The sequence below is a fragment of the Mycolicibacter longobardus genome (assembly GCF_002102265.1).
Lineage (GTDB): Bacteria > Actinomycetota > Actinomycetes > Mycobacteriales > Mycobacteriaceae > Mycobacterium > Mycobacterium longobardum.
Map to the genome: position 1 here is coordinate 1 of NZ_LQPG01000050.1, position 24,197 is coordinate 24,197.

The 24,197-nt window shown below is 69.0% G+C and carries 25 protein-coding genes; 18 read left to right on the forward strand and 7 right to left on the reverse strand.

Going from position 1 to position 24,197, the window contains the following annotated elements; genetic code table 11:
• Positions 1–70 precede the first annotated feature (70 nt).
• Entirely contained in the window at positions 71–262 is a 192-nt protein-coding gene (rpmB, locus tag AWC16_RS20570; protein WP_085266574.1) for a 50S ribosomal protein L28, read from the reverse strand.
• A gap of 197 nt (positions 263–459) precedes the next feature.
• Here rpmB and AWC16_RS20575 point away from each other — a divergent pair, with 197 nt between their 5' ends.
• The 3 genes from AWC16_RS20575 to AWC16_RS20585 are packed head-to-tail and all read left to right on the forward strand — an operon-like array spanning position 460 to position 5,044.
• Positions 460–2,097: a DAK2 domain-containing protein gene (locus tag AWC16_RS20575; protein WP_085266659.1), complete on the forward strand. Its 1,638-nt coding sequence runs from the start codon at positions 460–462 to the stop codon at positions 2,095–2,097.
• Between the two features lie 2 nt (positions 2,098–2,099).
• Positions 2,100–4,331 carry an ATP-dependent DNA helicase RecG gene (gene recG, locus AWC16_RS20580; protein WP_085266575.1) on the forward strand — a complete coding sequence of 744 codons (2,232 nt, stop codon included), beginning with the start codon at positions 2,100–2,102 and terminating at the stop codon, positions 4,329–4,331.
• Complete coding sequence (locus AWC16_RS20585; RefSeq protein ID WP_085266576.1) at positions 4,328–5,044, forward strand: HNH endonuclease family protein; 717 nt, start codon at positions 4,328–4,330, stop codon at positions 5,042–5,044. Before recG ends, AWC16_RS20585 begins: the two co-directional genes overlap by 4 nt.
• A 3-nt stretch (positions 5,045–5,047) precedes the next feature.
• Here AWC16_RS20585 and AWC16_RS20590 read toward each other — a convergent pair whose 3' ends face one another.
• Together AWC16_RS20590 and AWC16_RS20595 are read right to left on the reverse strand one after the other, a co-directional pair.
• Positions 5,048–5,887: an aldo/keto reductase gene (locus tag AWC16_RS20590; protein WP_085266577.1), complete on the reverse strand. Its 840-nt coding sequence runs from the start codon at positions 5,885–5,887 to the stop codon at positions 5,048–5,050.
• A gap of 1 nt (position 5,888) precedes the next feature.
• Positions 5,889–6,734, reverse strand: a complete 846-nt coding sequence (locus AWC16_RS20595) for an aldo/keto reductase (RefSeq protein WP_207572372.1) — start codon at positions 6,732–6,734, stop codon at positions 5,889–5,891.
• On the opposite strand from AWC16_RS20595, the gene AWC16_RS20600 reads away from it, so the two are divergent.
• The 6 genes from AWC16_RS20600 to coaD all read left to right on the forward strand — a co-directional run bounded on the left by AWC16_RS20600 (position 6,733) and on the right by coaD (position 13,769).
• Positions 6,733–7,845 carry an alpha/beta hydrolase gene (locus AWC16_RS20600; RefSeq protein ID WP_085266578.1) on the forward strand — a complete coding sequence of 371 codons (1,113 nt, stop codon included), beginning with the start codon at positions 6,733–6,735 and terminating at the stop codon, positions 7,843–7,845. The genes AWC16_RS20595 and AWC16_RS20600 overlap by 2 nt on opposite strands.
• 65 nt (positions 7,846–7,910) lie before the next feature.
• Complete coding sequence (locus tag AWC16_RS20605) at positions 7,911–8,666, forward strand: DsbA family protein (protein WP_085266579.1); 756 nt, start codon at positions 7,911–7,913, stop codon at positions 8,664–8,666.
• A 2-nt stretch (positions 8,667–8,668) separates the two neighbouring features.
• The gene (locus AWC16_RS20610) at positions 8,669–9,274 is read left to right on the forward strand and encodes a vitamin K epoxide reductase family protein (RefSeq protein ID WP_234812369.1); all 606 of its coding nucleotides are present in this window, start codon (positions 8,669–8,671) and stop codon (positions 9,272–9,274) included.
• Positions 9,275–9,284: 10 nt separating this feature from the next.
• Complete coding sequence (locus tag AWC16_RS20615) at positions 9,285–12,668, forward strand: pyruvate carboxylase (RefSeq protein ID WP_085266581.1); 3,384 nt, start codon at positions 9,285–9,287, stop codon at positions 12,666–12,668.
• A complete protein-coding gene (rsmD, locus tag AWC16_RS20620; RefSeq protein WP_085266661.1) occupies positions 12,665–13,231 on the forward strand; it encodes a 16S rRNA (guanine(966)-N(2))-methyltransferase RsmD in 567 nt (188 codons plus the stop codon). The genes AWC16_RS20615 and rsmD overlap by 4 nt, the downstream gene beginning before the upstream one ends.
• Before the next feature lie 61 nt (positions 13,232–13,292).
• Positions 13,293–13,769 carry a pantetheine-phosphate adenylyltransferase gene (gene coaD, locus AWC16_RS20625; RefSeq protein ID WP_085266582.1) on the forward strand — a complete coding sequence of 159 codons (477 nt, stop codon included), beginning with the start codon at positions 13,293–13,295 and terminating at the stop codon, positions 13,767–13,769.
• Positions 13,770–13,803: 34 nt separating this feature from the next.
• Here coaD and AWC16_RS20630 read toward each other — a convergent pair whose 3' ends face one another.
• Positions 13,804–14,460 carry a TetR/AcrR family transcriptional regulator gene (locus tag AWC16_RS20630; protein ID WP_085266583.1) on the reverse strand — a complete coding sequence of 219 codons (657 nt, stop codon included), beginning with the start codon at positions 14,458–14,460 and terminating at the stop codon, positions 13,804–13,806.
• Between the two features lie 76 nt (positions 14,461–14,536).
• On the opposite strand from AWC16_RS20630, the gene AWC16_RS20635 reads away from it, so the two are divergent.
• The 3 genes from AWC16_RS20635 to AWC16_RS20645 are packed head-to-tail and all read left to right on the forward strand — an operon-like array spanning position 14,537 to position 17,870.
• Positions 14,537–15,280 carry a DUF1989 domain-containing protein gene (locus tag AWC16_RS20635; protein WP_085266584.1) on the forward strand — a complete coding sequence of 248 codons (744 nt, stop codon included), beginning with the start codon at positions 14,537–14,539 and terminating at the stop codon, positions 15,278–15,280.
• Positions 15,274–15,879: an urea amidolyase associated protein UAAP2 gene (locus AWC16_RS20640; RefSeq protein WP_085266585.1), complete on the forward strand. Its 606-nt coding sequence runs from the start codon at positions 15,274–15,276 to the stop codon at positions 15,877–15,879. The genes AWC16_RS20635 and AWC16_RS20640 overlap by 7 nt, the downstream gene beginning before the upstream one ends.
• On the forward strand, positions 15,876–17,870 hold the full coding sequence (locus AWC16_RS20645; protein WP_085266586.1) for a 5-oxoprolinase/urea amidolyase family protein: 1,995 nt from the start codon (positions 15,876–15,878) through the stop codon (positions 17,868–17,870). The genes AWC16_RS20640 and AWC16_RS20645 overlap by 4 nt, the downstream gene beginning before the upstream one ends.
• Here the strand turns inward: AWC16_RS20645 and purU are convergent.
• Positions 17,867–18,772, reverse strand: coding sequence for a formyltetrahydrofolate deformylase (gene purU / locus AWC16_RS20650; protein WP_085266587.1), 906 nt, complete (start codon positions 18,770–18,772; stop codon positions 17,867–17,869). The genes AWC16_RS20645 and purU overlap by 4 nt on opposite strands.
• A 142-nt stretch (positions 18,773–18,914) precedes the next feature.
• Between purU and sepIVA the strand changes: the two genes are divergently transcribed.
• The 4 genes from sepIVA to mutM are packed head-to-tail and all read left to right on the forward strand — an operon-like array spanning position 18,915 to position 21,843.
• Positions 18,915–19,652, forward strand: a complete 738-nt coding sequence (gene sepIVA / locus AWC16_RS20655) for a cell division protein SepIVA (protein ID WP_085266588.1) — start codon at positions 18,915–18,917, stop codon at positions 19,650–19,652.
• Positions 19,653–19,691: 39 nt separating this feature from the next.
• Positions 19,692–20,294, forward strand: coding sequence for a YceD family protein (locus AWC16_RS20660; protein ID WP_085266589.1), 603 nt, complete (start codon positions 19,692–19,694; stop codon positions 20,292–20,294).
• Positions 20,291–20,992 (forward strand): ribonuclease III, encoded by a 702-nt coding sequence (rnc, locus tag AWC16_RS20665; protein ID WP_085266590.1) that lies wholly within the window; start codon positions 20,291–20,293, stop codon positions 20,990–20,992. Before AWC16_RS20660 ends, rnc begins: the two co-directional genes overlap by 4 nt.
• 2 nt (positions 20,993–20,994) lie before the next feature.
• Positions 20,995–21,843 (forward strand): DNA-formamidopyrimidine glycosylase, encoded by an 849-nt coding sequence (gene mutM, locus AWC16_RS20670; RefSeq protein ID WP_085266591.1) that lies wholly within the window; start codon positions 20,995–20,997, stop codon positions 21,841–21,843.
• A gap of 115 nt (positions 21,844–21,958) precedes the next feature.
• Here the strand turns inward: mutM and AWC16_RS20675 are convergent, their stop codons facing one another.
• Entirely contained in the window at positions 21,959–22,732 is a 774-nt protein-coding gene (locus tag AWC16_RS20675) for a PIG-L deacetylase family protein (protein ID WP_085266592.1), read from the reverse strand.
• Between the two features lie 6 nt (positions 22,733–22,738).
• Positions 22,739–23,368, reverse strand: a complete 630-nt coding sequence (locus AWC16_RS20680; protein ID WP_085266593.1) for a DJ-1/PfpI family protein — start codon at positions 23,366–23,368, stop codon at positions 22,739–22,741.
• Between the two features lie 127 nt (positions 23,369–23,495).
• On the opposite strand from AWC16_RS20680, the gene AWC16_RS20685 reads away from it, so the two are divergent.
• Together AWC16_RS20685 and AWC16_RS20690 are read left to right on the forward strand one after the other, a co-directional pair.
• On the forward strand, positions 23,496–23,912 hold the full coding sequence (locus AWC16_RS20685) for an OsmC family protein (RefSeq protein ID WP_085266594.1): 417 nt from the start codon (positions 23,496–23,498) through the stop codon (positions 23,910–23,912).
• Positions 23,899–24,180: an acylphosphatase gene (locus AWC16_RS20690; protein ID WP_085266595.1), complete on the forward strand. Its 282-nt coding sequence runs from the start codon at positions 23,899–23,901 to the stop codon at positions 24,178–24,180. The genes AWC16_RS20685 and AWC16_RS20690 overlap by 14 nt, the downstream gene beginning before the upstream one ends.
• The last annotated feature ends 17 nt before the right edge of the window (positions 24,181–24,197 follow it).

The following is a 24,197-nucleotide window of genomic DNA, read 5'->3' on the forward strand; positions in this document are numbered from 1 at the left end:
CTACGACGAACACAAAGCCTGGGCACACCGCACGCCCGCAGCCGCTTGACAACTTACGGACCTGGGATGTCTAGCCGCGGGTGACCTTGCCGGCCTTGATGCACGAGGTGCAGGCGTTCAGGCGCTGCTTGTTACCGCCGGGACGGGCGGCGTGCACAACCTGGATGTTCGGGTCCCACCGGCGGCTGGTCCGGCGGTGCGAGTGCGACACCGACTTGCCGAAGCCGGGGCCCTTTCCGCAGATATCGCACACGGCAGCCATATGTGACACTCCTCAAAACGTCTGCTTGAGGGCCAACGACCTCAGAGCGGGTGGCCCGACAACCTGATCAGGATACCCGCCGGGCGGGGCAACCACCAAAACGCCCCGTCTCGGCACGAGGCGCACGTGACCTGTGCTGTCGCGGCCAGTGGTTAGGCTTGCGGCCACCGGAGGTGGCGGCAGGAAGGTGGGTGGAGGTGGGCAACCCCGATCGTCGGCTCGATGCGGCGACCTTGCGGGACTGGGCGCACACCGCCGTCGGCGACCTGATCACCCACACCGACGAGATCAACCAGCTCAACGTCTTCCCGGTCGCCGATTCCGACACCGGCACGAACATGCTGTTCACCATGCGCTCGGCCCTGGCCGAGGCCAACACCGAGGCCGCGTCGGGTGAGGTGGGCCGGGTGGCGGCCGCGCTGTCGTCCGGGGCGCTGCACGGGGCGCGCGGCAACTCCGGGGTGATCCTGTCGCAGATCCTGCGCGGCCTGGCCGATGTGCTGGCCGACGGACAGGCCACCGTCATCGACGCCAAGCTGCTCGGTGCCGGCCTGCGGCACGGCGCCGAGCTGGTGGTCACCTCCATGGGCGGTCAGGAGGTGCCCGGCACCATCGTGTCGGTGCTGCAGGCCGCCGCCACCGCCGTGGAGAAGTGCGTGGCCGAAGAAACCGGGCTGGGTGCGGCGATCACCGCCGCCTCGGAGGCGGCCGCAGCGGCTCTGGACAAGACCACCGAGCAGCTCGACGTGCTCGCCGAGGCCGGGGTGGTCGACGCCGGCGGCCGCGGCCTGCTGGTGCTGCTGGACGCGCTGCGGTCGACCATCACCGGACAGGCGCCGGTCCGGCCGGTGTACCAGCCCTCGCCGGGGCCGCGACCGCCGGAAGTGGTCGCCCAACACCCCGCACCGCAGTTCGAGGTCATGTACCTACTCGGTGAATGCGGCCCCGACGACACCGAAGCCCTGCGGGAACGCCTGACTCAACTCGGCGAATCCGTCGCGATCGCCACCTCGGGTGTGGTCGGCGGATATTCGGTGCACGTGCACACCGACGACGCCGGCGCGGCCGTCGAGGCCGGCCTGGCGTTCGGCAGGCCCCGGCGGATCCAGATCTCGGCCCTGGCCGGGCCCACCGGCCTGGCGCCGGGCAGCTGGGCCCGGGAGCGTGCGGTGCTGGCCGTGGTCGACGGGGACGGTGCCGAGGCCCTGTTCGAATCCGAAGGCGCCTGCGTGCTGCGTCCCGACCCGCACAGCGCCGAACCGGTCATGATGGTCACCGCCCAGCAACTGCTCCGGGCGGTGGTGGACACCGGCGCAGCCCAGGTGATGCTGCTGCCCAACGGCTACGTCGCCGCCGAGGAGCTGGTGGCCGGGTGTACCGCGGCCATCGGGTGGGGCATCGACGTGGTGCCGGTGCCGACGGGCTCGATGGTGCAGGGGCTGTCCGCGCTGGCGGTCCACGATCCGGGCCGTCCGGCGGTCGACGACGGCTACACCATGGCCCGGGCGGCGGGCACCACCCGGCACGGTTCGGTGCGGGTGGCCACCGAACAGGCGCTCACCTGGGCCGGCACCTGTCGGCCCGGCGACGGCCTGGGTATCGCCGGGGATGAGGTGCTGATCGTGGCCCGCGATGTCGGCTCGGCGGCGATCGGCCTGATCGATCTGCTGCTGGCGGCCGGCGGCGAACTGGTGACGGTGCTGTTCGGTGCCGGCTTCGACGGTGAGTTGGTCGACGCGCTGGCTCGGCACGTGCACGACCAGCACCCGGGAACCGAGCTGGCGACCTACTGCACCGGGCATCGGGGGGATGCGCTGCTGATCGGGGTCGAGTAGCCATGGCGACGTTGAGCGACCGGCTGGACTACCTGGTGGGGGCCGACGCCGCCGGAAAACTCGAGGAAAACTTCGGCATCCGCACCGTCGATGACCTGCTGCGGCACTACCCGCGCAGCTACGTCGAAGGCGCGACCAAACGCGGTCTCGACGACGCCCGCCCCATCGAGGGCGAACACATCACCCTGGTCGACACCATCGCCACCGCCGTGTCCAGACCGATGAAGAGGCAGCCGGGGCGTCGTCCCAACGATTACCTGGTGATCACTCTCGGCAGCGGCCGGACGAAGGTCAGCGCCACGTTCTTCAATGCGCGCGGTCTGAAGTACAAGCTCACCCCCGGGACCCGGGTGATGTTGTCCGGCGAAGTCGGCTACTTCAACCGCAAACTGCAACTGACCCACCCCGACTTCCTCATCCTGGACGCGCCGGGCACAGACAACTTCGGCAGCGACTCGCTGCGCAACATCGCCGATGCCTCCGAGAAGATCAGCGGCGAAGTGCTGCAGTCGGAGTTCGAACGAGCCTGCTACCCGATCTATCCGGCCTGCACCAAGCTGCAGAGCTGGGACATCTTCGCCTGTGTACGCCAGGTTCTCGAGATGCTCGACCCGGTGCCGGAACCGCTGCCGGCCGGGCTGCTCGCCGAGCGCGGTCTGATCGGCGAGGACGAGGCGCTACGTGCCATCCACCTGGCCGAGACTGCGGCGGAGCGGGCCCGGGCCCGCGAGCGACTGACCTTCGACGAGGCCGTCGGGCTGCAGTGGGCGCTGGTCGGCCGCCGCAACGGCGAACTGTCCGAATCCGGCCCGCCGGCCCCGGTCCGCACCGACGGGCTGGTTGCGGAAATGATGGGGCGGTTGCCCTTCGAGCTGACCGCGGGGCAGCGTGAGGTGCTCGACGTGCTGACATCCGAGCTGTCCGCGACCCGCCCGATGAACCGGATGCTGCAGGGCGAAGTCGGCTCCGGCAAGACGATCGTGGCCCTGCTGGCAATGCTGCAGATGGTCGACGCGGGCTATCAGTGCGCACTGCTTGCCCCGACGGAAGTTCTTGCCGCGCAGCATGTCCGGTCTATCCGGGACATGCTCGGGCCGCTGGCTCTGGGGGGCCAGCTGGGCGGCGCCGACAACGCCACCGCGGTGGGGCTGCTCACCGGTTCGATGTCGGCGTCGGCCAAGAAGCAGGCCCGCGCCGAGATCACCGGCGGGACGGCGGGGATCGTGGTCGGCACTCACGCCCTGCTGCAGGACGCCGTGGCGTTTCACCGCCTGGGCATGGTGGTGATCGACGAGCAGCACCGGTTCGGTGTGGAGCAGCGGGACCAGTTGCGCGCCAAAGCTCCCGAGGGCATCACCCCGCACCTGTTGGTGATGACCGCGACCCCGATCCCGCGGACCGTGGCACTGACCGTCTACGGCGATCTGGAGACCTCCACGCTGCGTGAGCTGCCGCGCGGTCGTCAGCCGATCCGCTCCTCGGTGATCTTCGAGAAGACCAAACCGGCCTGGCTGCAGCGCGCCTGGGAGCGCATCCGCGAAGAGGTCGCCGCCGGCCGGCAGGCCTACGTGGTGGCGCCCCGCATCGATGAGACCGACGAAACCCCACCGGCAGGCGACCAGGAGGAGGGTGCGGTCCGCCCGTCGGCAACCGCCGTCGAGCTCTACGACCGGCTGCGGTCCGGGCCGCTGGCCGGGCTACGGCTCGGTCTGATGCACGGCCGGCTGTCCTCCGACGAGAAGGACGCGGTGATGAGTGCATTCCGGTCCGGGGCAGTGGATGTGCTGGTGTGCACCACCGTGATCGAGGTCGGGGTCGATGTGCCGAACGCCACGGTGATGCTGGTGGCCGACGCCGACCGGTTCGGCATCAGTCAGCTGCACCAGCTGCGCGGGCGGATCGGTCGCGGTGAGCACGCCAGCCTCTGCCTGCTGGTCACGGCTGCCACCGAGGGTTCCCGGGCCGGCAGACGACTGGAGGCCGTGGCCGGCACGCTGGACGGATTCGCGCTCGCCGACCTGGACCTGGCCGAGCGTGGCGAGGGAGACGTGTTGGGCCGCAACCAGTCCGGTTGGCGAAAAGGTCTGAAGCTGTTGTCGCTGGCCGACCACGGCGAGGTCATCGAGGCGGCCAGGGCGTTGTGCGAAAAGACTTGGGACACCGACCCGGACGATCCCGGAATGGCTTTGCTGGCTGCGCAGTTCACCGATATCGAATACCTGGACAAGGCATGAACCCGAATCGCAAGACCCTGCTGTGGCTGGCGGTGGCGGCGGTGCTCGCCGTGGTCGTCGCCTATCAGACGGTGTCGGCGGTGGGCAACCGCAGCCGGGCCTTCGCCGCGCAGGCGGGCATGCCCACCGTGCAGGCCGGTACGGACGTACTGGCCGGGATCACGGTGGTGCCGGCCCGCACCCACCGTCATGACTACCGGCGCTCGCTGTTCGGCGATGCCTGGGATGACGACAACGACGCGCCCGGCGGTCACAACGGCTGCGACACCCGCAACGACATTCTCAACCGGGACCTCGTCGAGGTCACGCACGTATCGACCAAACGGTGCGCGGCCGCGGTGGCCACCGGCACCCTACGCGACCCGTACACCAACGCCACCATCACCTTCACCCGCGGCGCCAAGATCGGCGAGGCCGTGCAGGTCGATCACATCGTGCCGCTGTCCTACGCCTGGGACATGGGCGCCTCGGCGTGGCCGTATCGCCAACGGTTGCGCTTCGCCAACGATCCCGCCAACCTGCTGGCGGTCGCCGGGCAGAGCAACCAGGACAAGGGCGACGCCGGGCCGGGGCAGTGGATGCCGCCGAACAAGTCGTTCGCCTGCCAGTACGCCATCGCCTACATCGCGGTGCTGCGAGGCTACGCGTTGCGTCTCGATCAGCCCTCGGCCGATGTGCTGCGCGCGGCCGCGGCCACCTGTCCGACCGGTTAGGGATCAGACGCCGGTGTAGGTCAGCGGGTCTTCGCGGAAGCGGGTGCCGTCATTGAGCCCGCCCAGGGTCTCCATGTGCTCGTCGGCCAGCTCGAAGCCGAACACATCGAGGTTGGCCGCGATGCGCTCCGGCTGGGCCGAGCGCGGGATGACCACGTTGCCCAGTTGCAGGCTCCATCGGATCAGCACCTGAGCCGGCGTTTTGCCGTACTCGCCGGCGATCGCCGTCACTGCGGGGTGGTCGAGCAGGCTGCCCACCCCCAGCGGGCTGTACGCCTGCGTGACGATGTTGTGCTGGGCGTGGAAGGCCCGCAGTTCGGCCTGGTTGAGCAGCGGGTGCAGCTCGATCTGGTTGACCGCAGGCGTCTCGAACGCCAGGTCCATCACGTCGTCGAGGTGCGCGGGAGTGAAGTTGCACACCCCGATCGAGCGGGTCAGTCCCAGCTCCCTGGTCTGGATCAGCCCGCCGAAGCTGTCGACGTACATGCCCAGCGCCGGGGCCGGCCAGTGGATCAGGTACAGATCCACGTACTCCAGCCCGAGCCGCTCCAGGCTGGCCCGGCAGGCTTCGATGGTGGCGGTCAGACCCTGGTCGGCGTTGGCCAGCTTGGTGGTGACGAACAGCTCGTCGCGCGGGATGCCGGAGGCGGCGATCGCCCGGCCCACCGCGGCCTCGTTGTCGTACACCTTGGCGGTGTCGATCAACCGGCAGCCCAGTTCGAGTGCGGTCGAGACCGCACGCTCGGTCTCGGCGTCGGACAACTCGGCCACCCCGATGCCCAGCGTCGGCATCGTGCGGTCGTCGTTGAGGGCGACCGAGGGAATCGCAGTGCCCGGCGTCATCTCACCTACCTGTGTAGTCGAATGTGCGTGGATCCGGTCCCAGTCGGGTGCCGTCGTCGAGCGAGGATATCTCGGCCATCTCGGTCGTGCCGAGTTCGAAGTCGAAGACTTCGAGGTTGCTGACGATGCGCTCCGGGTGGACCGATTTCGGAATCACGATATTACCGAGTTGGATATGCCACCGAATCAGCACCTGTGCAGGTGTCTTGCCGTAACGCCGGGCGACCTCGGTGACCGTCGGGTGCGCCAGCAACGAGCCCTGCCCCAGCGGCGCCCAGGCCTCGGTGGCGATTCCCAGCCGGGCGTGCGCCTCCCGCAGTTCGGCTTGGCTGAAGCGCGGGTGCAGCTCGACCTGGTTGACGACGGGGACGATCCCGGTCCCGTCGATGAGCATCTTGAGGTGTTCGGGCGCGAAGTTGCTCACCCCGATCGAACGGATCCGGCCCTGATCCCGCAGGTGGGCCAGCGCCCGGAACGTGTCGAGGAACTTGCCGCGCGCCGGGAGCGGCCAATGGATCAGGTACAGATCCAGGATGTCCAAGCCGAGCCGGCCCATGCTCTTGTCGAACGCCGCCAGCGTCGAGTCGTAGCCCTGGTCGGCGTTCCACAGTTTGGTGACCACATACACCTCGTCGCGCGGCAGCCCGGACGCCGCGAGGGCACGGCCCACCTCGCGCTCGTTGCCGTAGAAGGCCGCGGTGTCGATGTGGCGGTACCCGGCCGCAAGCGCGGTGCTCACCACCTGCTCGGTGTCGGCGGGCGAAATCTTGTAAACCCCGAAACCGACGCGGGGGATGGAATTACCGTCGTTGAGCGTGACCGAACGCAAGTTATCGCCAGCAGCCATGACACGAAGTCTGCCAGGCGGGACCGGTCCCGGGCCGGTGCCGCGGTGGGCGGCCAGGCTGCAGGGCACCGCCTTCAACGTCGGCATGAAGGTGACGCCGAAGCTGCCCATCGGGCTGCAGCGGCTGCTGACCGGCGGCCGGTTGGTGAGCATCGACGGCAACACCCTCGATCCGACGCTGCGGTTGACATTGGCCGGGCAGCGCGTCATGGGCATCAAGGGCATCGTGAACGGCGACGACGCGGCCGCCTCCCGGGCCCAACTGCGTGAGCTGACAGCCGGGCTCGGCGGCGCGGACATCCATGTGGACGTGCGCGACATCACCCTGCCCGGCCCGGCCGGCGACATCGGTGCCCGGCACTACCGGCCGGTCGGCGGGCCCGATGCTGCGGCCCGCCCCCTGCTGGTCTTCTACCACGGCGGCGGATTCGTGGTCGGCGACCTGGACACCCACGACGCGGTGTGCCGGCTGACCTGCCGCGACGCCGATGTCGCGGTGCTGTCGATCGACTATCGGCTGGCACCGGAACATCCGGCCCCCGCCGCAGTGGACGACGCGTATGCGGCGTTTCGGTGGGCCTACGAGCATGCCGCGGAGCTGGGCGGAGTTCCCGGCCGGGTGGCAGTCGGCGGGGACAGCGCCGGCGCCAACCTGGCCGCCGCGGTGGCACTGCTGGCACGCGACGACGGGCAACCGCTGCCGGTTCTGCAATGGCTGATCTACCCGGTGACCGACCAGACCGCGCAGACCCGCTCGCGCACGCTGTTCGGCGATGGCTTCCTGCTGACCAAGAACGACATCGACTGGTTCACCGGCCAGTACGTGGGCCGCTCGCAGCTGGACCCAACCGACCCGCGGGTGTCGCCGCTGCTGGCCGGCGACCTGTCCGGCTTGCCGCCGGCGCTGATCGCGGTCGCCGGTTTCGACCCGCTGCGCGACGAGGGTGAACTGTTCGCCTCGGCGTTGCGCGACGCCGGGGTGGTGGTGGACCTGCGCCGGATGGGGTCGCTGACGCACGGATTCATCAACCTGTTCCCGTTGGGCGGCGGCAGCGCCACCGCCACCACCGAGTTGATCTCGGCGCTGCGCGCCCACCTCAGCCGCGGCTGAGGTCACGAGCTCACGCCGGTACGCTGAACCGCAAACCGACCACCGAAGACGAGGGACAACCGACTGTGGCCAGCAAACCCAAACGCCCCGGCGCCTCCGGCTTGAGGGCCGCCGATCACAAACGCAACCTCGCCATGCAGATCGGGCTCGTCGCCATCGTGGTGATCTTCGCGGTGGGCCTCATCGGCTACATCGTGGTGTCCAACGGCCACAAGAAGGGGGCCGGCGCCGGCGAGGGGATCCGGGTGACCTCCAGCAAGCTGGTCACCAAGGACGGCACCGATGAACCCAAGGCCGTGGTCACGTTCTACGAGGACTTCCTCTGCCCGGCCTGCGGCAACCTCGAGCGGGCGCTCGGCCCGACGGTGTCCCGGCTGATCGACAGCGGGGCGATCGCGGCCGACTACCACATGGTCGCGATCCTGGACCGGCCGCAGAACGACAACTACTCCTCGCGGGCGGGCGCGGCCGCCTACTGCGTCGCCGACGAGAGCAACGACGCCTTCCGCCGATTCCACACCGCGCTCTACACCGAGCAGCTGCAGCCCTCGGAGATCGGGACGGATTTCCCGGACAACAAGCGCCTGATCGAGCTGGCACGCCAAGCCGGTGCCTCCGGCACCGTTCCGGGGTGCATCAACAGCGGCAAATACCTCAAGATGGTGGGCGGCATGGCCCAGGCGGCCGGCATCCACGCCACCCCCACGCTGCGCATCAACGGCGAGGACTACCGCCCGTCGACCCCGGAGGCCCTGGTCTCGAAGATCCGCGAGATCGTCGGTGACCTGCCGGGGATGGATGTGCCGGCTCAGGAGTCGTGAGCATCGCGGCTCCGGCGGTCGAGCCGGTTGTACCGCCGGTCACGGTGACGCCATCCCGGGCTTGGGCGGTGCTGATCGGCGGGGTCATCGGGCTGGCCGCCTCGGTCACGCTGACCGTCGAGAAGATCCGGTTGCTGACCGATTCGGGGTATGTGCCGTCGTGCAACCTCAACCCGGTGCTGTCCTGCGGGTCGGTGATGGTCACCCCGCAGGCGTCGGTGCTGGGTTTCCCCAACCCGCTGATGGGGATCGTGTCCTTCACCGTCGTGGTGGTCACCGGTGTGCTGGCGGTGACCAAAGTGCCCCTGCCGCGCTGGTATTGGACCGGCTTGGCGGTCGGAACGCTGGCCGGAGCCGGCTTCGTGCACTGGCTGATCTTCCAGAGTCTGTACCGGATCGGCGCGCTGTGCCCGTACTGCATGGTGGTCTGGGCGGTCACGCTGTGTCTGTCGGTCATCTTCGCAGCCCTAGCATTCGAGCCGGGTGGTATACGCAATAATTTGCAGCATTTGCACCGCTGGCGTTGGACTCTTGCTGCGTTATGGTTTGTCGCGTTATTCCTGTTGATATTCATCAGATTTCAGGATTACTGGTTGACGCTGTTCTAAGGGGTGCCCTGTGATCTCCAAAGTGCTGGTCGCCAACCGCGGAGAGATCGCCATCCGCGCGTTTCGCGCCGCCTACGAGCTCGGGATCGACACGGTCGCGGTCTACGCCTACGAAGACCGCAACTCGGTGCACCGTCTCAAGGCCGACGAGTCCTACCAGATCGGCGAGCCGGGCCACCCGGTGCGCGGTTATCTGTCGGTGGAGGCCATCGTCGCCGCCGCCAAGCGGTGCGGCGCGGATGCGGTCTACCCCGGTTACGGCTTCCTCTCGGAAAACCCGCGACTGGCGCAGGCGTGCGCGGACGAGGGCATCACCTTCGTGGGTCCCAGCGCGGCCGTGCTGGCGCTGGCCGGCAACAAGTCGCATGCGGTCGCCGCCGCACGCGAGGCCGGGCTGCCGGTGCTGGTGGCGTCGGAGCCGTCGCGTTCGGTCGATGAACTGATGTCCGCCGCCGCCGAGATGTCGTTCCCGCTGTTCGTCAAGGCGGTCGCGGGCGGGGGCGGCCGCGGGATGCGCCGGGTCGCCGACATCGGCGGGCTGGCCGAGGCCGTCGAAGCGGCCAGCCGGGAAGCCGAATCGGCTTTCGGTGATGCGACGGTCTACCTCGAGCAGGCGGTGATCAACCCGCGCCACATCGAGGTGCAGATCCTGGCCGACACCCACGGCAACGTGGTGCACCTGTACGAGCGGGACTGCAGCGTGCAGCGCCGGCATCAGAAAGTCGTCGAGTTGGCACCGGCGCCGAACCTGGATCCGGCACTGCGAGACAGGATCTGCGCCGACGCCGTCGCGTTCGCCCGCCATATCGGCTACAGCTGTGCGGGCACGGTGGAGTTCCTGCTCGACGAGCGCGGCAACTACGTGTTCATCGAGATGAATCCGCGGATTCAAGTGGAGCACACCGTCACCGAGGAGATCACCGACGTGGACCTGGTCTCGGCCCAGCTGCGGGTCGCCGCCGGGGAGTCCCTCGATGATCTGGGCCTTCGGCAAGACGACATCGTTCCGCACGGTGCGGCACTGCAGTGCCGGATCACCACCGAGGACCCGGCGAACGGCTTCCGGCCCGACACCGGCCGGATCACCGCCTACCGCAGCCCGGGCGGCGCCGGAATCCGGCTGGACGGCGGCACCAACCTGGGTGCCGAGATCAGCCCGCACTTCGACTCGATGCTGGTCAAACTGACTTGCCGGGGCCGGGATTTCCCCACCGCCGTGAACCGGGCGCGCCGGGCGATCGCCGAATTCCGCATCCGGGGGGTGTCGACCAACATCCCGTTCCTGCAGGCGGTTCTCGACGATCCCGACTTCCGGGCCGGACACATCACCACGTCGTTCATCGATGAACGACCGCAACTGCTCACCTCGCACGCATCAGCCGACCGCGGGACCAAGATCCTGACCTACCTGGCCGACGTCACCGTCAACCAGCCCCACGGCGCACGGCCTTCGGCGGTGTACCCGCGCGACAAGCTGCCCCAGGTCGATCTGTCTGCCCCGCCACCGGCGGGCTCCAAGCAGCGGCTGATGAAGCTGGGGCCGGAAGGGTTTGCCCGTTGGCTGCGGGAATCGCCGGCGGTCGGGGTCACCGAGACGACGTTCCGGGATGCGCACCAGTCGCTGCTGGCCACCCGACTGCGCACCAAGGGCCTGCTCAACGTGGCGCCCTACATCGCCCGAACGACCCCTCAGCTGCTGTCCATGGAGTGCTGGGGTGGAGCGACTTACGATGTGGCGCTGCGGTTTCTGAAGGAGGACCCGTGGGAGCGACTGGCGGTGCTGCGTGAGGCGCTGCCCAACATCTGCCTACAGATGCTGTTGCGGGGGCGCAACACCGTGGGCTACACGCCCTATCCGGAGTCGGTGTGCTCGGCGTTCGTCCACGAGGCCACCGCAACCGGAATCGACATCTTCCGGATCTTCGATGCGCTCAACAACGTCGACTCGATGCGCCCGGCTATCGACGCGGTGCGCGAAACCGGCAGTGCGGTAGCCGAAGTCGCCATGTGCTACACCGGGGACCTGACCAACCCCGCCGAGACGCTCTACACCCTGGACTACTACCTGCGGCTGGCCGAGCAGATCGTGGACGCCGGAGCCCACGTGCTGGCGATCAAGGACATGGCCGGGCTGCTGCGGCCCGCGGCGGCCACCACGCTGGTCAGTGCGCTGCGCAGCCGCTTCGATCTGCCGATTCACGTCCATACCCACGACACCCCGGGTGGCCAGCTGGCCAGCTACGAGGCGGCCTGGCGCGCCGGTGCCGATGCCGTCGACGGAGCGTCGGCACCGCTGGCCGGCACCACCAGCCAGCCCGCCCTCAGTTCGATCGTGGCCGCCGCCGCGAACACCGACTTCGACACCGGCTTGTCGTTGTCGGCGGTGTGCGACCTGGAGCCCTACTGGGAAGGTGTGCGAAAGGTATACGCGCCCTTCGAATCCGGGCTGGCGGGGCCGACCGGTCGGGTGTATCGCCATGAGATCCCCGGAGGCCAGTTGTCCAACCTGCACCAGCAGGCCAAGGCGCTGGGGCTGGCCGACCGGTTCGAGGAGATTGAGGCCAATTACGCCGGAGCCGATGCGGTGCTGGGCCGGCTGATCAAGGTCACCCCGAGTTCGAAGGTGGTCGGTGACCTGGCCCTGGCGCTGGTCGGCGCCGGCGTCACCGCCGAGGAGTTCGCCGCCGACCCGGCGCGGGTGGACATTCCCGATTCGGTGATCGGATTCTTGCGCGGGGAACTGGGGGAGCCGGCCGGTGGATGGCCGGAGCCGTTGCGCACCAAGGCGCTGGCCGGTCGGGGGCCGGCGCGCGAGATACAGCAGCTCTCCGCCGACGACGAGGCGGCTTTGGCGCTGACCGGCCCGAAGCGGCAGGCCGCGTTGAACCGGCTGCTGTTTCCAGGTCCCACAAAGGAGTTCGAGGAGCATCGGGACCTCTACGGCGACACCTCGGGACTGTCGGCCAACCAGTTCTTCTACGGACTGCGACAGGGGGAGGAGCACCGGGTCCGCCTGGAACGCGGCGTGGAGCTGCTGATCGGGCTGGAGGCCATATCCGAACCGGACGAACGTGGCATGCGCACCGTGATGTGCATCATCAACGGCCAGCTGCGGCCCGTCGAGGTGCGCGACCGCAGCGTGGCCAGCGAGGCGCCGGTGGCCGAAAAGGCCGACCGCTCCAAACCGGGCCACGTCGCGGCGCCATTCGCCGGCGTCGTCACCATCGGGGTTTCCGAGGGCGAACAGGTCAGCTCCGGACAGACCATCGCCACCATCGAGGCGATGAAGATGGAGGCCGCGATCACCGCGCCGTCCGACGGAACGGTGCAGCGGGTGGCGGTCGCCGAGACCGCGCAGGTCGAGGGCGGCGATCTGTTGGTGGTGCTGAGCTGACCCGCATCGTCGGCGGTGCGGCGGGCGGGCGGCGTATCGCGGTGCCGCCGCGCGGCACCCGGCCGACCACCGACCGGGTGCGCGAGGCACTGTTCAACGTGCTGGCCGCCCGGCTGGAGCTGGCCGGGATGACGGTGCTGGACCTGTATGCCGGGTCGGGGGCACTGGGCTTGGAGGCGCTGTCGCGGGGCGCGGCGTCGGCGGTGTTCGTCGAGTCGGACCGCCGTGCCGCAGATGTGTTGGCCGCCAACATCGCCACGCTGGGGCTGGCCGGTGCGACACTGCGCCGCGGCACAGTGGCCGCGGTGTTGGCTGGAGGCACTGCGGCACCGGTGGATCTGGTGCTGGCCGACCCGCCCTACGACGTTGCCCCCGACGACATCGACGCCCTTACGGTGTTGTTGGCGGGCGGCGGCTGGGCGGGCCCGGGCACCGTCGTGGTGATCGAGCGCGCCGCGTCCAGCCCGGAGGTGCGCTGGCCGGACGGTTGGGAAGTGTGGCCATCGCGCCGCTACGGCGACACCCGACTGGAGCTGGCCGAGTTGGTGTCACACAGCGTGTAGCGTCAGCGCATATGACCGCCGGCGACGATGCGGAGCGTAGCGACGAGGAGGAGCGGCGCATATGAGCGGTGCGGTATGCCCGGGTTCGTTCGACCCGGTGACGCTGGGCCACGTCGACATCTTGGAGCGCGCGGCTGCCCAGTTCGACGAGGTGGTCGCCGCCGTGCTGGTCAACCCTGCCAAGAAGGGCATGTTCAGCCTGGACGAGCGTCTGGAGATGATCGCCGAGGCCACCGCGCATCTGCCCAATGTGCGGGCCGAATCCGGCCGGGGCCTGGTGGTCGACTTCGTCCGGGAGCGAGGGCTGACCGCGATCGTGAAAGGCCTGCGCACCGGCACCGACTTCGAGTACGAGCTGCAGATGGCGCAGATGAACAAGCACATCGCCGGCGTCGACACCTTTTTCGTGGCGACCACACCGCGGTATTCGTTCGTGTCGTCGTCACTGGCCAAAGAGGTGGCGTCGATGGGCGGGGACGTCTCGGACCTGCTGCCCGAGCCGGTCAATCGGAGGCTGGCGGCGAAGCTGGGCCGCTAGTGATTTGGGCTTTGGCCCGCGCACCCCATGCGGCTCATATCGCCAACCCCAGACGCTCCGCGGTGATCTTGCGCATCGTGGCAAATCCACTCGCGCAGCCCAGCATCCGCAGCGCGGCTTCGGCAGTGGTCCACGGATAGTCGGGCGGGCATGTGCCGTCGTCGGAACGTCTGTTGATGACGGCTTCCACGAGCCGGAACGGCAGGTCGTCGCTGTCGGCTGGGCCGTCGTGGTCGGTGATCACCGCGCGGGACAGCTCTTGGTAGTGGCTGCGTAACGTGCCCCGCTGCGCTCGGAACGCGGCGAAACGTTCGAGGCGAAGCTCTGGAAGCAGATACAACGTGCCCAGATTCCAGTCGCCGCCACACAGCTGGGCGGTGTCGGCGACGACGAGGGCATGCAGCCGCGGGGCGCTCGGGCCGCCCTCGGCCAACAGCTCGGCTGCCAGCCGCACCGAGGTGTCAACGGTGTCGGCCAGCAGCGCGTCGAGGATGTCCTCCTTGGCGGCGAAGTGGTGATACAGCGAGGCCTGCCGGATCCCGACGCTCTCGGCGATGCGCCGGGTCGAGGTGGCGGCGTAGCCGGCGGTGGTGAACAACTCCGCTGCCGCATCGAGGATTTCGTCGCGGGCGCGCTGACCCGGCCGGCGGGAGGCCACCAGCCTGGGACGTCCTCGTCGGTCGGTCTGCACGCTCTACTCCCTATCACGCGTTCGGTCCCGCGTCTAAAAACTATCATTTGATAGAAAATGTGCTAGCGTCGCCGGCATGGACGCAACACCCACCAACTCCACCAGCGGTGCCCGCTCGCACGCCCGCGCGCAGGCCCAGCAGGCATCGATGCGCATCCCGGCGACTCCGGATGACGTCGACCCGGCCAGGCTGATCTGGGCGGAATCGATCCCGGCCAACGGCTATGCCACCAAGGTGCTGGCCCGCGGCAGCCGGATCCGCCTGATCGACGTCGACGGCGCAGCGTGCGCGCACCTGCTGCTGTACCGCGCCGAAGCGCCATGGGAGCGGCTGAATGTCGCCGACACCATGAAGGTGCCGTGGCAGGCCTACCTGGGCACCGGGCATCCACTGCTGTCCGATCAGGGGCGCGTGTTGGCGACCGTGGTCGCCGACTCCTCGGGCCGGCACGACATGCTCTGCGGTCCCGATGCCACCGGCCGGCAACTGCTGCTGCTGGGCGCGATCAAGCACGGCATGGATATTCGAGACGTAGCGCCGTCGGTGTCGCTGTTTCGCGGTGTCCGCGTCGAACCCGTCAGCGGGGCACTGGAATTCACCGGATCCGCGGGCTCCGGGGCGGCCGTCGACCTGCTGGTCCACCTGCCGCTGGTGCTGGTGCTGGCCAACGCCGCACACCCGCTGGATCCCGACCCGCCCGCAGGCGCGCTGGACGTGTTGGGGTGGCACGCCGGTGAGCAGTTGGGCAACCCGGTCAATGACGACCCGGAATACCAGCGCGCGCTGCAGAACACCGAAGCGGTGGTGCGGGCATGGTGATCGTTTCTGACGACGTGGTACCGGCCCGGGCGCCCTGGTCGGCGGTGGTGCGCGCCGGAGATCTCCTGCAGATCATCGACCTGCACGGCAACCAGGCAGTGGACTGCCTGCTCTACGACGCCGCCGATCACACCCGGCGCTACAGCGCGCAGGCCACCGTCACCGCCGCGCGCAACATCTTCTTGAGCACCGGATCGGTGCTGCGCACCGCCGACGGCAGCGCCCTGATGACCGTCGTCGCCGACGACGTCGGCAACCATGACACCATCGCCGGGGCCTGCTCGCAGGAATCCAACACGCTGCGCTACGGCCATCACACCGCCCACCAGCACGCCTGCGTGGAGAACTTCCTCGCCGAGGGCGCCAAACACGGCCTGGGCAAGCGCGACATGGTCTCCAACATCAACTGGTTCATGAATGTCCCGGTCGAAGCCGACGGCACCCTGGGCATCGTCGACGGCATCTCAGCGCCGGGCAAGAGCCTGACCCTGCAAGCGGAGATCGACACCCTGGTGCTGGTGTCGAACTGCCCGCAGATCAACAACCCGTGCAACGGTTTCGACCCGACCCCGGTGCGCATGGTGGTCAGCCGAAGATGATCGGCATCGAGGTGGTCCGGCCGGGAATGTTCACCACGGTGCAGGACTGGCCCGGTCGGGTCGGATACTGGCATGTCGGGGTGCCGCCGTCCGGGCCGATGGACGATCTGTCGTTTCGCATCGGCAACCGCGTGCTCGGCAACCCCGAAGGCGCGGCCGGTCTGGAATGCACCAAAGCGGGACCCGCCCTGCGCTTTTCGATCCCGTCCTGGGTGTGCGTCACCGGCGCGGCGGTGCCGATCACCGTGGATGGTGATCCGGTGCCGCAGTGGCATTCGGTGCGCGTGCCCGCCGGTGGACTACTCGAGATCGGCACCGTGCCCGGCCCGGGGATGCGCTGCTATCTGCTCGTCGAGGGTGGTCTGGACGAGCCGGAATTCCTGGGCAGTGCCGCGACTTTCACCCAGGGTGTGTTCGGCGGCCATCACGGCCGGGCCCTGCGCGAAGGAGATCGGCTCAGCGCCGTCGGCCGCGCCGGTGCGCCGCCGGCGCTCGCTCGCGCACCCGGTGAGAGCCAGCCCAGCATCGGTCACCGCTGGGAGCTGGCGGTGACCGAGGGGCCGCACGCGGCACCGGAGTTTCTGACGCGCGCCGACATGACCGCCGTCACCACCACCGACTACACGGTTCATTTCAACTCCGACCGCACCGGTGTGCGACTGATCGGCCCTAAGCCCCAGTGGGCCCGTCGCGACGGCGGGGAGGCCGGCCTGCACCCGTCCAACATCCACGACACCGCCTACTGCGTCGGGGCGATGGACTTCACCGGTGACACGCCGATCCTGTTGGGACCGGACGGGCCGAGCCTCGGTGGGTTCGTCTGCCCGGTGACGGTGGTGCGCGGCGACCGGTGGAAGCTCGGCCAACTGGCACCCGGCGACACCGTGCGGCTGGTGCCGGTACGCGCCGAGCATGCCCCACCGGTGGGATCGCTCGGGGTGCGCCGGCGCGCGTCGCTGCCGATCGTGGTGTCCCGTTCCGGTGACGGCGACGACGGGGTGTTGCAGCGTTACACCGGCCGCGACGGGACGGCTGTCACCCTGCGGCGCGCCGGTGACGGCGGGGTGCTGCTCGAATACGGCCCGATGACACTCGATCTGGCCCTGCGGGCCCGGGTGCAGGTGCTCTACGACCGACTCCGGGCGCGTGCCCTGCCCGGCGTGACGGAACTGACACCGGGGGTGCGGTCACTGCAGATCCAATTCGACACCGAGCAGCTGTCCTGCGCCGAGGTGGTCGAACAGCTGGCCTTCATCGACGACGCGCTGCCGCCCTGCGACGAGCTCGTGGTGCCGAGCCGCTCGGTGCGCCTGCCGCTGAGTTGGGACGATCCCGCCACTCACGAGGCCATCCGCCGTTACACCTACGGCGTGCGCTCCGACGCGCCGTGGTGCCCGTCGAACATCGAATTCATCAGGCGCATCAATGGACTCGACGACATTTCGCAGGTCTACGACATCGTGTTCGGCGCGCAGTACCTGGTGCTGGGCCTGGGGGACATCTACCTGGGTGCTCCGGTGGCGACTCCGCTGGACCCGAGGCACCGCCTGGTGACCACGAAGTACAACCCGGCCCGCACCTGGACGCCGGAGAACGCCGTCGGGATCGGTGGCGCCTACCTGTGCATCTACGGCGTCGAGGGCCCCGGCGGCTATCAGTTCGTCGGGCGCACCACCCAGATATGGAACCACCGGCACGCCACCGCGGGCCTGTTCGAGCCCGAAAAACCCTGGCTGCTGCGCTACTTCGACCGCATCAGCTTCTATCCGGTGGACGCCGAGGAGCTGGTGGACTTGCGCGCGGACATGGCTGGCGGGCGCGGCCGGGTGGCCATCACCGACGGCGAATTCTCACTGGCCGGCTACCACCGGTTCCTGGACGACAACGCCGAACCGATCGCCGATTTCCACCGGCGACAGACCGCCGCGTTCGCCGCGGAACGCAGCGCCTGGCACCGGGCCGGCGAAATCGCAGCGCACGCCGGTGTTTAGAGCACCACCGTTTCGTTGCCCACCCGGATCACCCGGTCCTGGCAGTGCCACTGCACCGCCCGCGACAACACCGCACGCTCGACGTCGGCGCCCAGCCGGGCCAGATCACCCACACTGTGGGTGTGGTCCACCCGCACCACGTCCTGCTCGATGATCGGTCCCTCGTCAAGCACCTCGGTGACGTAGTGCGCGGTGGCGCCGATCAGCTTCACACCGCGTTCCCGCGCCCGCTGATAGGGCGCCGCACCGATGAACGCCGGCAGGAACGAGTGGTGGATGTTGATCAGCGGGCAACCCACCGCCTCGATGAAATCGCCGGTGATGATCTGCATATAGCGCGCCAGCACCACCAGATCGACGTTGCCGCACAGCAACTGCAGCTGACGCTGCTCGGCCTCGGCGCGGATGTCACGGGTGGCGGGAATGTGGAAGAACGGCACCCCGAACGGGCGCACCTGCTCGGCCAGTTCCGGGTGATTGGAGATCACCATCACCACGGTCATCTCCAGCTCGCCGCGACGGTTGCGCCACAACAGATCCAGCAGGCAGTGATCGGTCTTGGACGCCATGATCGCCACCCGCTTGGGCTTCGCGGCCTCGGCGAACCGGTAGTCCATCTCGAACCGCCCGGCCACCGTGGCGCCGAACCGCGCCTGGAGCTCGTCGATGGCCGCGGGCAGGCCGGGCAGGTGAAAGATCGCCCGCTGCACGAACGTCCCGTCTTCGGGCGCGGTCGAGTGCTGGTCCAAGGAGATGATGTTGGCGCCGGCATCGGCCAGAAAGGCGCTGACCGCGGCGATGATGCCGTGACTGTCCGGGCAGCGCAGCAGCAACCGGCCGATGTCGGCAGTCGGTTGAACTCCCGCGTGCTGCGGATAGCCCCCTGCGGAACCGCTCGTCATGGCCGCCCTTCGCCGATCCGGATTTCAACGGGTCAGGCTACCGGTGAAGTGGACCAAAATCCGACACACCGGGCTGCTAACACAGTCACACACGTAACACGGGGCACACTAGTAACAACAACTATGCCTGGAGGGTGCTGCCGTGTACCGAGTGTTCGAAGCCCTTGACGAACTGGGCTCCATTGTCGAAGAAGCGCGTGGCGTGCCGATGACGGCAGGCTGCGTGGTGCCCCGCGGCGACGTCCTGGAGTTGATCGACGACATCCGGGATGCCATCCCCGGCGAACTGGACGACGCCCAAGACGTGCTGGACGCTCGCGACTCGGTGCTCAACGAGGCCAAAGAGCACGCGGACTCGATGGTCAGCTCCGCCACCGCCGAATCCGACTCGATGGTCAACCACGCCCGGGCCGAGGCCGACCGGCTGCTGGCCGACGCGAAGGGCCAGGCCGACCGGATGGTCGCCGAGGCGCGTGCCCACAGCGAGCGGATGGTCACCGAAGCCCGCGAGGAGGCCGCTCGGTTGGCGGCGACCGCCAAGCGTGAGTTCGAGACCGCCACCAGCCGTGCGCAGGCCGAATGCGACCGGTTGGTCGAGAACGGCAACGCGGCCTACGAGAAGGCCGTGCAAGAGGGCATCAAGGAGCAGCAGCGGCTGGTGTCGCAGAACGAGGTGGTGACCTCGGCGCGGGCGGAAGCCACCCGGCTGATCGACTCGGCGCACGCCGAAGCCGACCGGATGCGCGGCGAATGCGATATCTATGTCGACGCCAAGCTGGCCGAGTTCGAGGATTTCCTCAACGGGACCCTGCGCTCGATCAACCGTGGTCGTCACCAACTGCGTACCGCCGCAGGCACCCACGACTACGCGACTCGCTGACCCTCGGACTCCGTGTCGGTCGCTGCGTAGAATCGCGGCATGGCGAGGCACCCGGGCGCAGGCATGAAAGCGGTGAAGGCTTCGCCTTTCGTGGTCAACGTCGCCCGGCTGGGCCGACGGCCCGGCGCGCTGATGCCGCTGCAGGAGCAGCGGTCCAGTCCGTCGCGCATCGGGCTGGACCTGATGGCGATCCCCCCGCACGCCGCGGTGGATCTGGACCTGCGGGTGGAGTCGGTCTCCGAAGGTGTCTTGGTGACCGGTGTGGTGTCGGCGCCCACCGCGGGCGAATGCGCCCGGTGCCTGCAGCCGCTCACCGGTGACATCGAGGTCGAACTGACCGAGCTGTTCGCCTACCCGGACAGCACCACCGATGCCACCACCGACGACGAGATCGGCCGGGTCGTCGACGACTCCGTGGACCTCGAGCAGGCGATCGTCGACGCGGTCGGCCTGGCCCTGCCGCTGTCCCCGCTGTGCGAGCCGGACTGCCCGGGATTGTGCCCCGACTGCGGGGTGGCACTGGCGTCGGCGGAACCCGGCCACCATCACGACAAGATCGACCCGCGCTGGGCCAAGCTCGCAGAGATGGCCGGCCCCCTGGGGTCGCAGGGCACCGAGTCGAACGACGACGGTGAGCGGTGAGCCGTCCCCGGCAAGCCGTGCTGGATGCGCTCGGCGTAGATCTCTCCGACGAACTGCTCACCCTGGCCGTCACCCATCGCAGCTATGCCTACGAGAACGGGGGCCTGCCCACCAATGAGCGCCTGGAGTTCCTCGGCGACGCGGTGCTCGGGCTGACCATCACCGACGAACTGTTCCACCGTCACCCGGACCGGCCCGAGGGCGACCTGGCCAAACTGCGCTCCAGCGTGGTCAACACCTCCGCGCTGGCCGAGGTGGCGCGCGGGCTGACCGAGGACGGACTGGGCTCTCACCTGCTGCTCGGCCGCGGTGAGATCAACACCGGCGGCTCGGACAAATCCAGCATCCTGGCCGACGGCATGGAGTCTCTGCTGGGAGCGGTGTACCTGCAGCACGGGATCGACACCGCCCGGGAAGTCATCCTGCGGTTGTTCGGTCCGTTGCTCGACACCGCGGCCACGCTGGGGGCCGGGCTGGATTGGAAGACCAGCCTGCAGGAACTGACCGCGGCCCGGGGTCTCGGTGTGCCGTCATACCAGGTCAGCTCCACCGGCCCCGACCATGATCGCGAGTTCACCGCGACCGTCGTGGTGTCGGACACCGAATACGGCTGCGGGGTGGGGCGGACCAAGAAGGAAGCCGAACAGAAGGCCGCGGCGGCCGCCTGGACGGCGTTGGACGCCGCATCCCCGGCCTGAAGATGCCCGAACTTCCCGAGGTCGAGGTGGTACGGCGCGGCCTGAACGACCATCTGGTGGGACGCACGATCGCCGCGGTGCGGGTACACCATCCGCGGGCCGTACGCCGGCACGAGGCAGGCCCCGCCGATCTGACCAGCCGGCTGCTGGGTGCCCGGATCGCCGGCACCGACCGGCGCGGCAAGTACCTATGGCTGCTGCTGACCGGCGCCGCTGCCGCCGACGAGGCGCTGGTGGTGCATCTGGGCATGAGCGGCCAGATGTTGCTGGGGGAGCTGCCCGACGCCAGGCATCTGCGGATCGCCGCCCTGCTCGACGACGGTACGAAGGTCAGCTTCGTCGACCAGCGGACGTTCGGTGGGTGGCAGCTCACCGATCTGGTCGAGGTGGACGGCAGCGTGCTGCCGGTGCCGGTGGCGCATCTGGCCCGCGACCCGCTGGACCCGCGCTTCGACGCCGAATCCGTGGTCGATGTGCTGCGGTGCAAGCACTCCGAGATCAAACGCCAGCTCCTCGACCAGACCGTGGTGTCGGGGATCGGCAACATCTATGCCGACGAAGCACTGTGGCGGGCCGGGATTCGCGGCACCCGGGTGGCCGACCGGCTGTCCCGGCCGCGGCTTCGGGCGCTGCTGGATGCCGCCGCGGAGGTGATGCGCGATGCACTCGCCGTCGGCGGCACCTCGTTCGACTCGCTCTACGTCAACGTCAACGGTGAGTCCGGCTACTTCAGCCGGTCGCTGGATGCCTATGGCCGCGAAGACGAACCGTGCCGGCGCTGCGGCACCACGATCCGCCGGGCGAAGTTCATGAACCGTTCGTCCTACTACTGCCCGAAGTGCCAACGCTGACTCAGGCGTTCGTTCCGCGAGGGTGCGTGTTTGCACACCAACACGCCGCAAACTGTGGCATTCTGCGCACGCTCGCGCCGTCGTGCTCCCGCACCGTCGTGGTTCTAGTCCGCGATCACTCGAAGATGTCGCGGTACACCCGGCCCGGCGCCAGCGCCGGATCCACGAACCACTCCCGCCCGAACATCAGCCCGGCAACCTGCGGGGGAAGCCGCAGCAATACCGCGAACAGGCGTGCCGTTGCGCGGTTGGCGCCGATCTGCGAACGGTGCGCGGCACAGGCGTCGCGCTTCTGCCGGGCGAACCGAAAGACGTTGATCCGGTGCGTGATCGCCGATGTGGGCGCATACGCGGTGCGCACCACCTCGCGCGGGTAGGGCGCGGGCAGGCGTAGCAGCGCAGCGGCGTTGGCGACCCGGGCCAGCATCTCCCGGGGCATGGTCGCCTCCAGCACACGCGGTGTGCCCGCGATCTGGGCGGCCCGCCTGCCGACGTGATGGACCTGCACGTGATCACGATGGCCGTAGCCGCCGTTGGCCTGGTAGCTCAACAGCAGATCCGAGCCTTCGTCGCGCAGGATGGCGGCCAGCCGCTGCGCGGCCTCCTCGACGTCGGCCCGGGCGAACCTGATCCGTCCCGGCGGGTCGGGATACAACTCCGCCCCGAAGCCGCTGTCGGCGTAGTCGAGACATTCGACCCGATGAACACCGAGACGCTTTGCACTCAAACGCAATTCGGAGAGCCGATCACAGTCGTCGTTGTCCACCCGCCCGTCGGTCGCCGTCACCACAACCACGCGATGCCCGTCGGCGGCCGCCCGCGCCAGGGTCCCCCCGGTCAGGATCGCCTCGTCGTCGGGATGCGCGTGGAACGCGACGACGGTGGCCATGGCAGCTCAGCGCCGCAGCTGTGCGGCGCGGTCGCGAACGGCCTCACCGGCCTTGGCCAGTGACCCGCAGTCGAACGGCGGCTGCGGGTCGTACTCGATCAACAGCTGCACGGCCTGGGCCGCTTCGGTGTCCACCAGCAGTTCGACGAGCCGCAGCGCCATGTCGATGCCGCTGGACACCCCCGCGGAGGTCACGATCCGCTGCGGCAGGTGCTCGACCACGCGCTGCTCCACGTAGCGGGCGCCCAGGTGCTCCAGCAGCTCGACGGCGCTCCAATGTGTGGTGGCGGTCAGGCCGTCCAACAGCCCGGCGGCGGCCAGCAGCAGCGAGCCCGTGCACACCGATGTGGTGAACCGGCTGTGGGCGTGGGCTTTTCGCAGCCAGTCGAGCAGGGCCTCGTCGTCGAGCAGCACTCGGGTCCCGATACCGCCGGGGACGACGACGATGTCCGGGCGGGGCAGCTCATCGAACCGCGCGTCGCAGCTCAGTCCGAGCATCCCGTTGTCGCTGCGAACCTCGCCGCGCTGGTGACCGACGAACACCACGTCGATGTCGGGAATCCGCTGCAGCACCTCATACGGCCCCACCGCATCCAATGCGGTGAACCGGCCGAACAGTGGAATCGCGGCCTGCATGATGTCGCCGACCCTACGCCTGCTCGCCACCGTTCACCGAGCGTGTAATGAGCGCGAGAAATCTGCGGTTTTTTCGGGCTGACTGCACGTTCGGCGAAGGTCAGCCCTCAGCTGCCAAACTGTTCCCATGACGAAGTTGTGGGTGGAACGAACCGGAACCCGGCGCTACACCGGACACAGTTCCCGGGGCGCGCAGGTGCTGGTCGGCAGCGAAGACGTCGACGGCGTTTTCACCCCCGGCGAACTGCTGAAGATCGCGCTGGCCGCGTGCAGCGGAATGTCCAGCGACGCCCCGCTGGCCCGCCGACTCGGTGACGACTATGCGGCGACGATCCAGGTCTCCGGGGCCGCCGACCGTGAGCAGGAGCGCTATCCGCTGCTGGCGGAGACCCTGGAGCTGGACCTGTCGAGCCTTGACGAGGTCGACCGGGAGCGGTTGCTGACCGTGGTGCGCCGCGCCGTCGAGCAGGTCTGCACCGTGGGCCGCACGCTGGGATCGGGCACCGAGGTGCGCTTTGAGATCGACGCCGGTGACCGGGCCTGACGTCCGCCTCACCGCCTGGGTGCACGGCCACGTCCAGGGTGTGGGGTTTCGCTGGTGGACCCGGTCACGGGCGCTGGAGCTGGGCTTGACCGGATACGCCGCCAACCGCCCGGACGGCCGGGTGCAGGTGGTCGCCCAGGGGCCCCGCCGGGACTGCCAGCGCCTGCTGGACCTGCTGCAGGGCGGGACGACGCCGGGCCGGGTGGACACCGTCGTCGCGGACTGGGCGGCGGCCGGGGAGCCGATCGACGGATTCGCCGAACGCTAGACCGGTAGTCTCACACC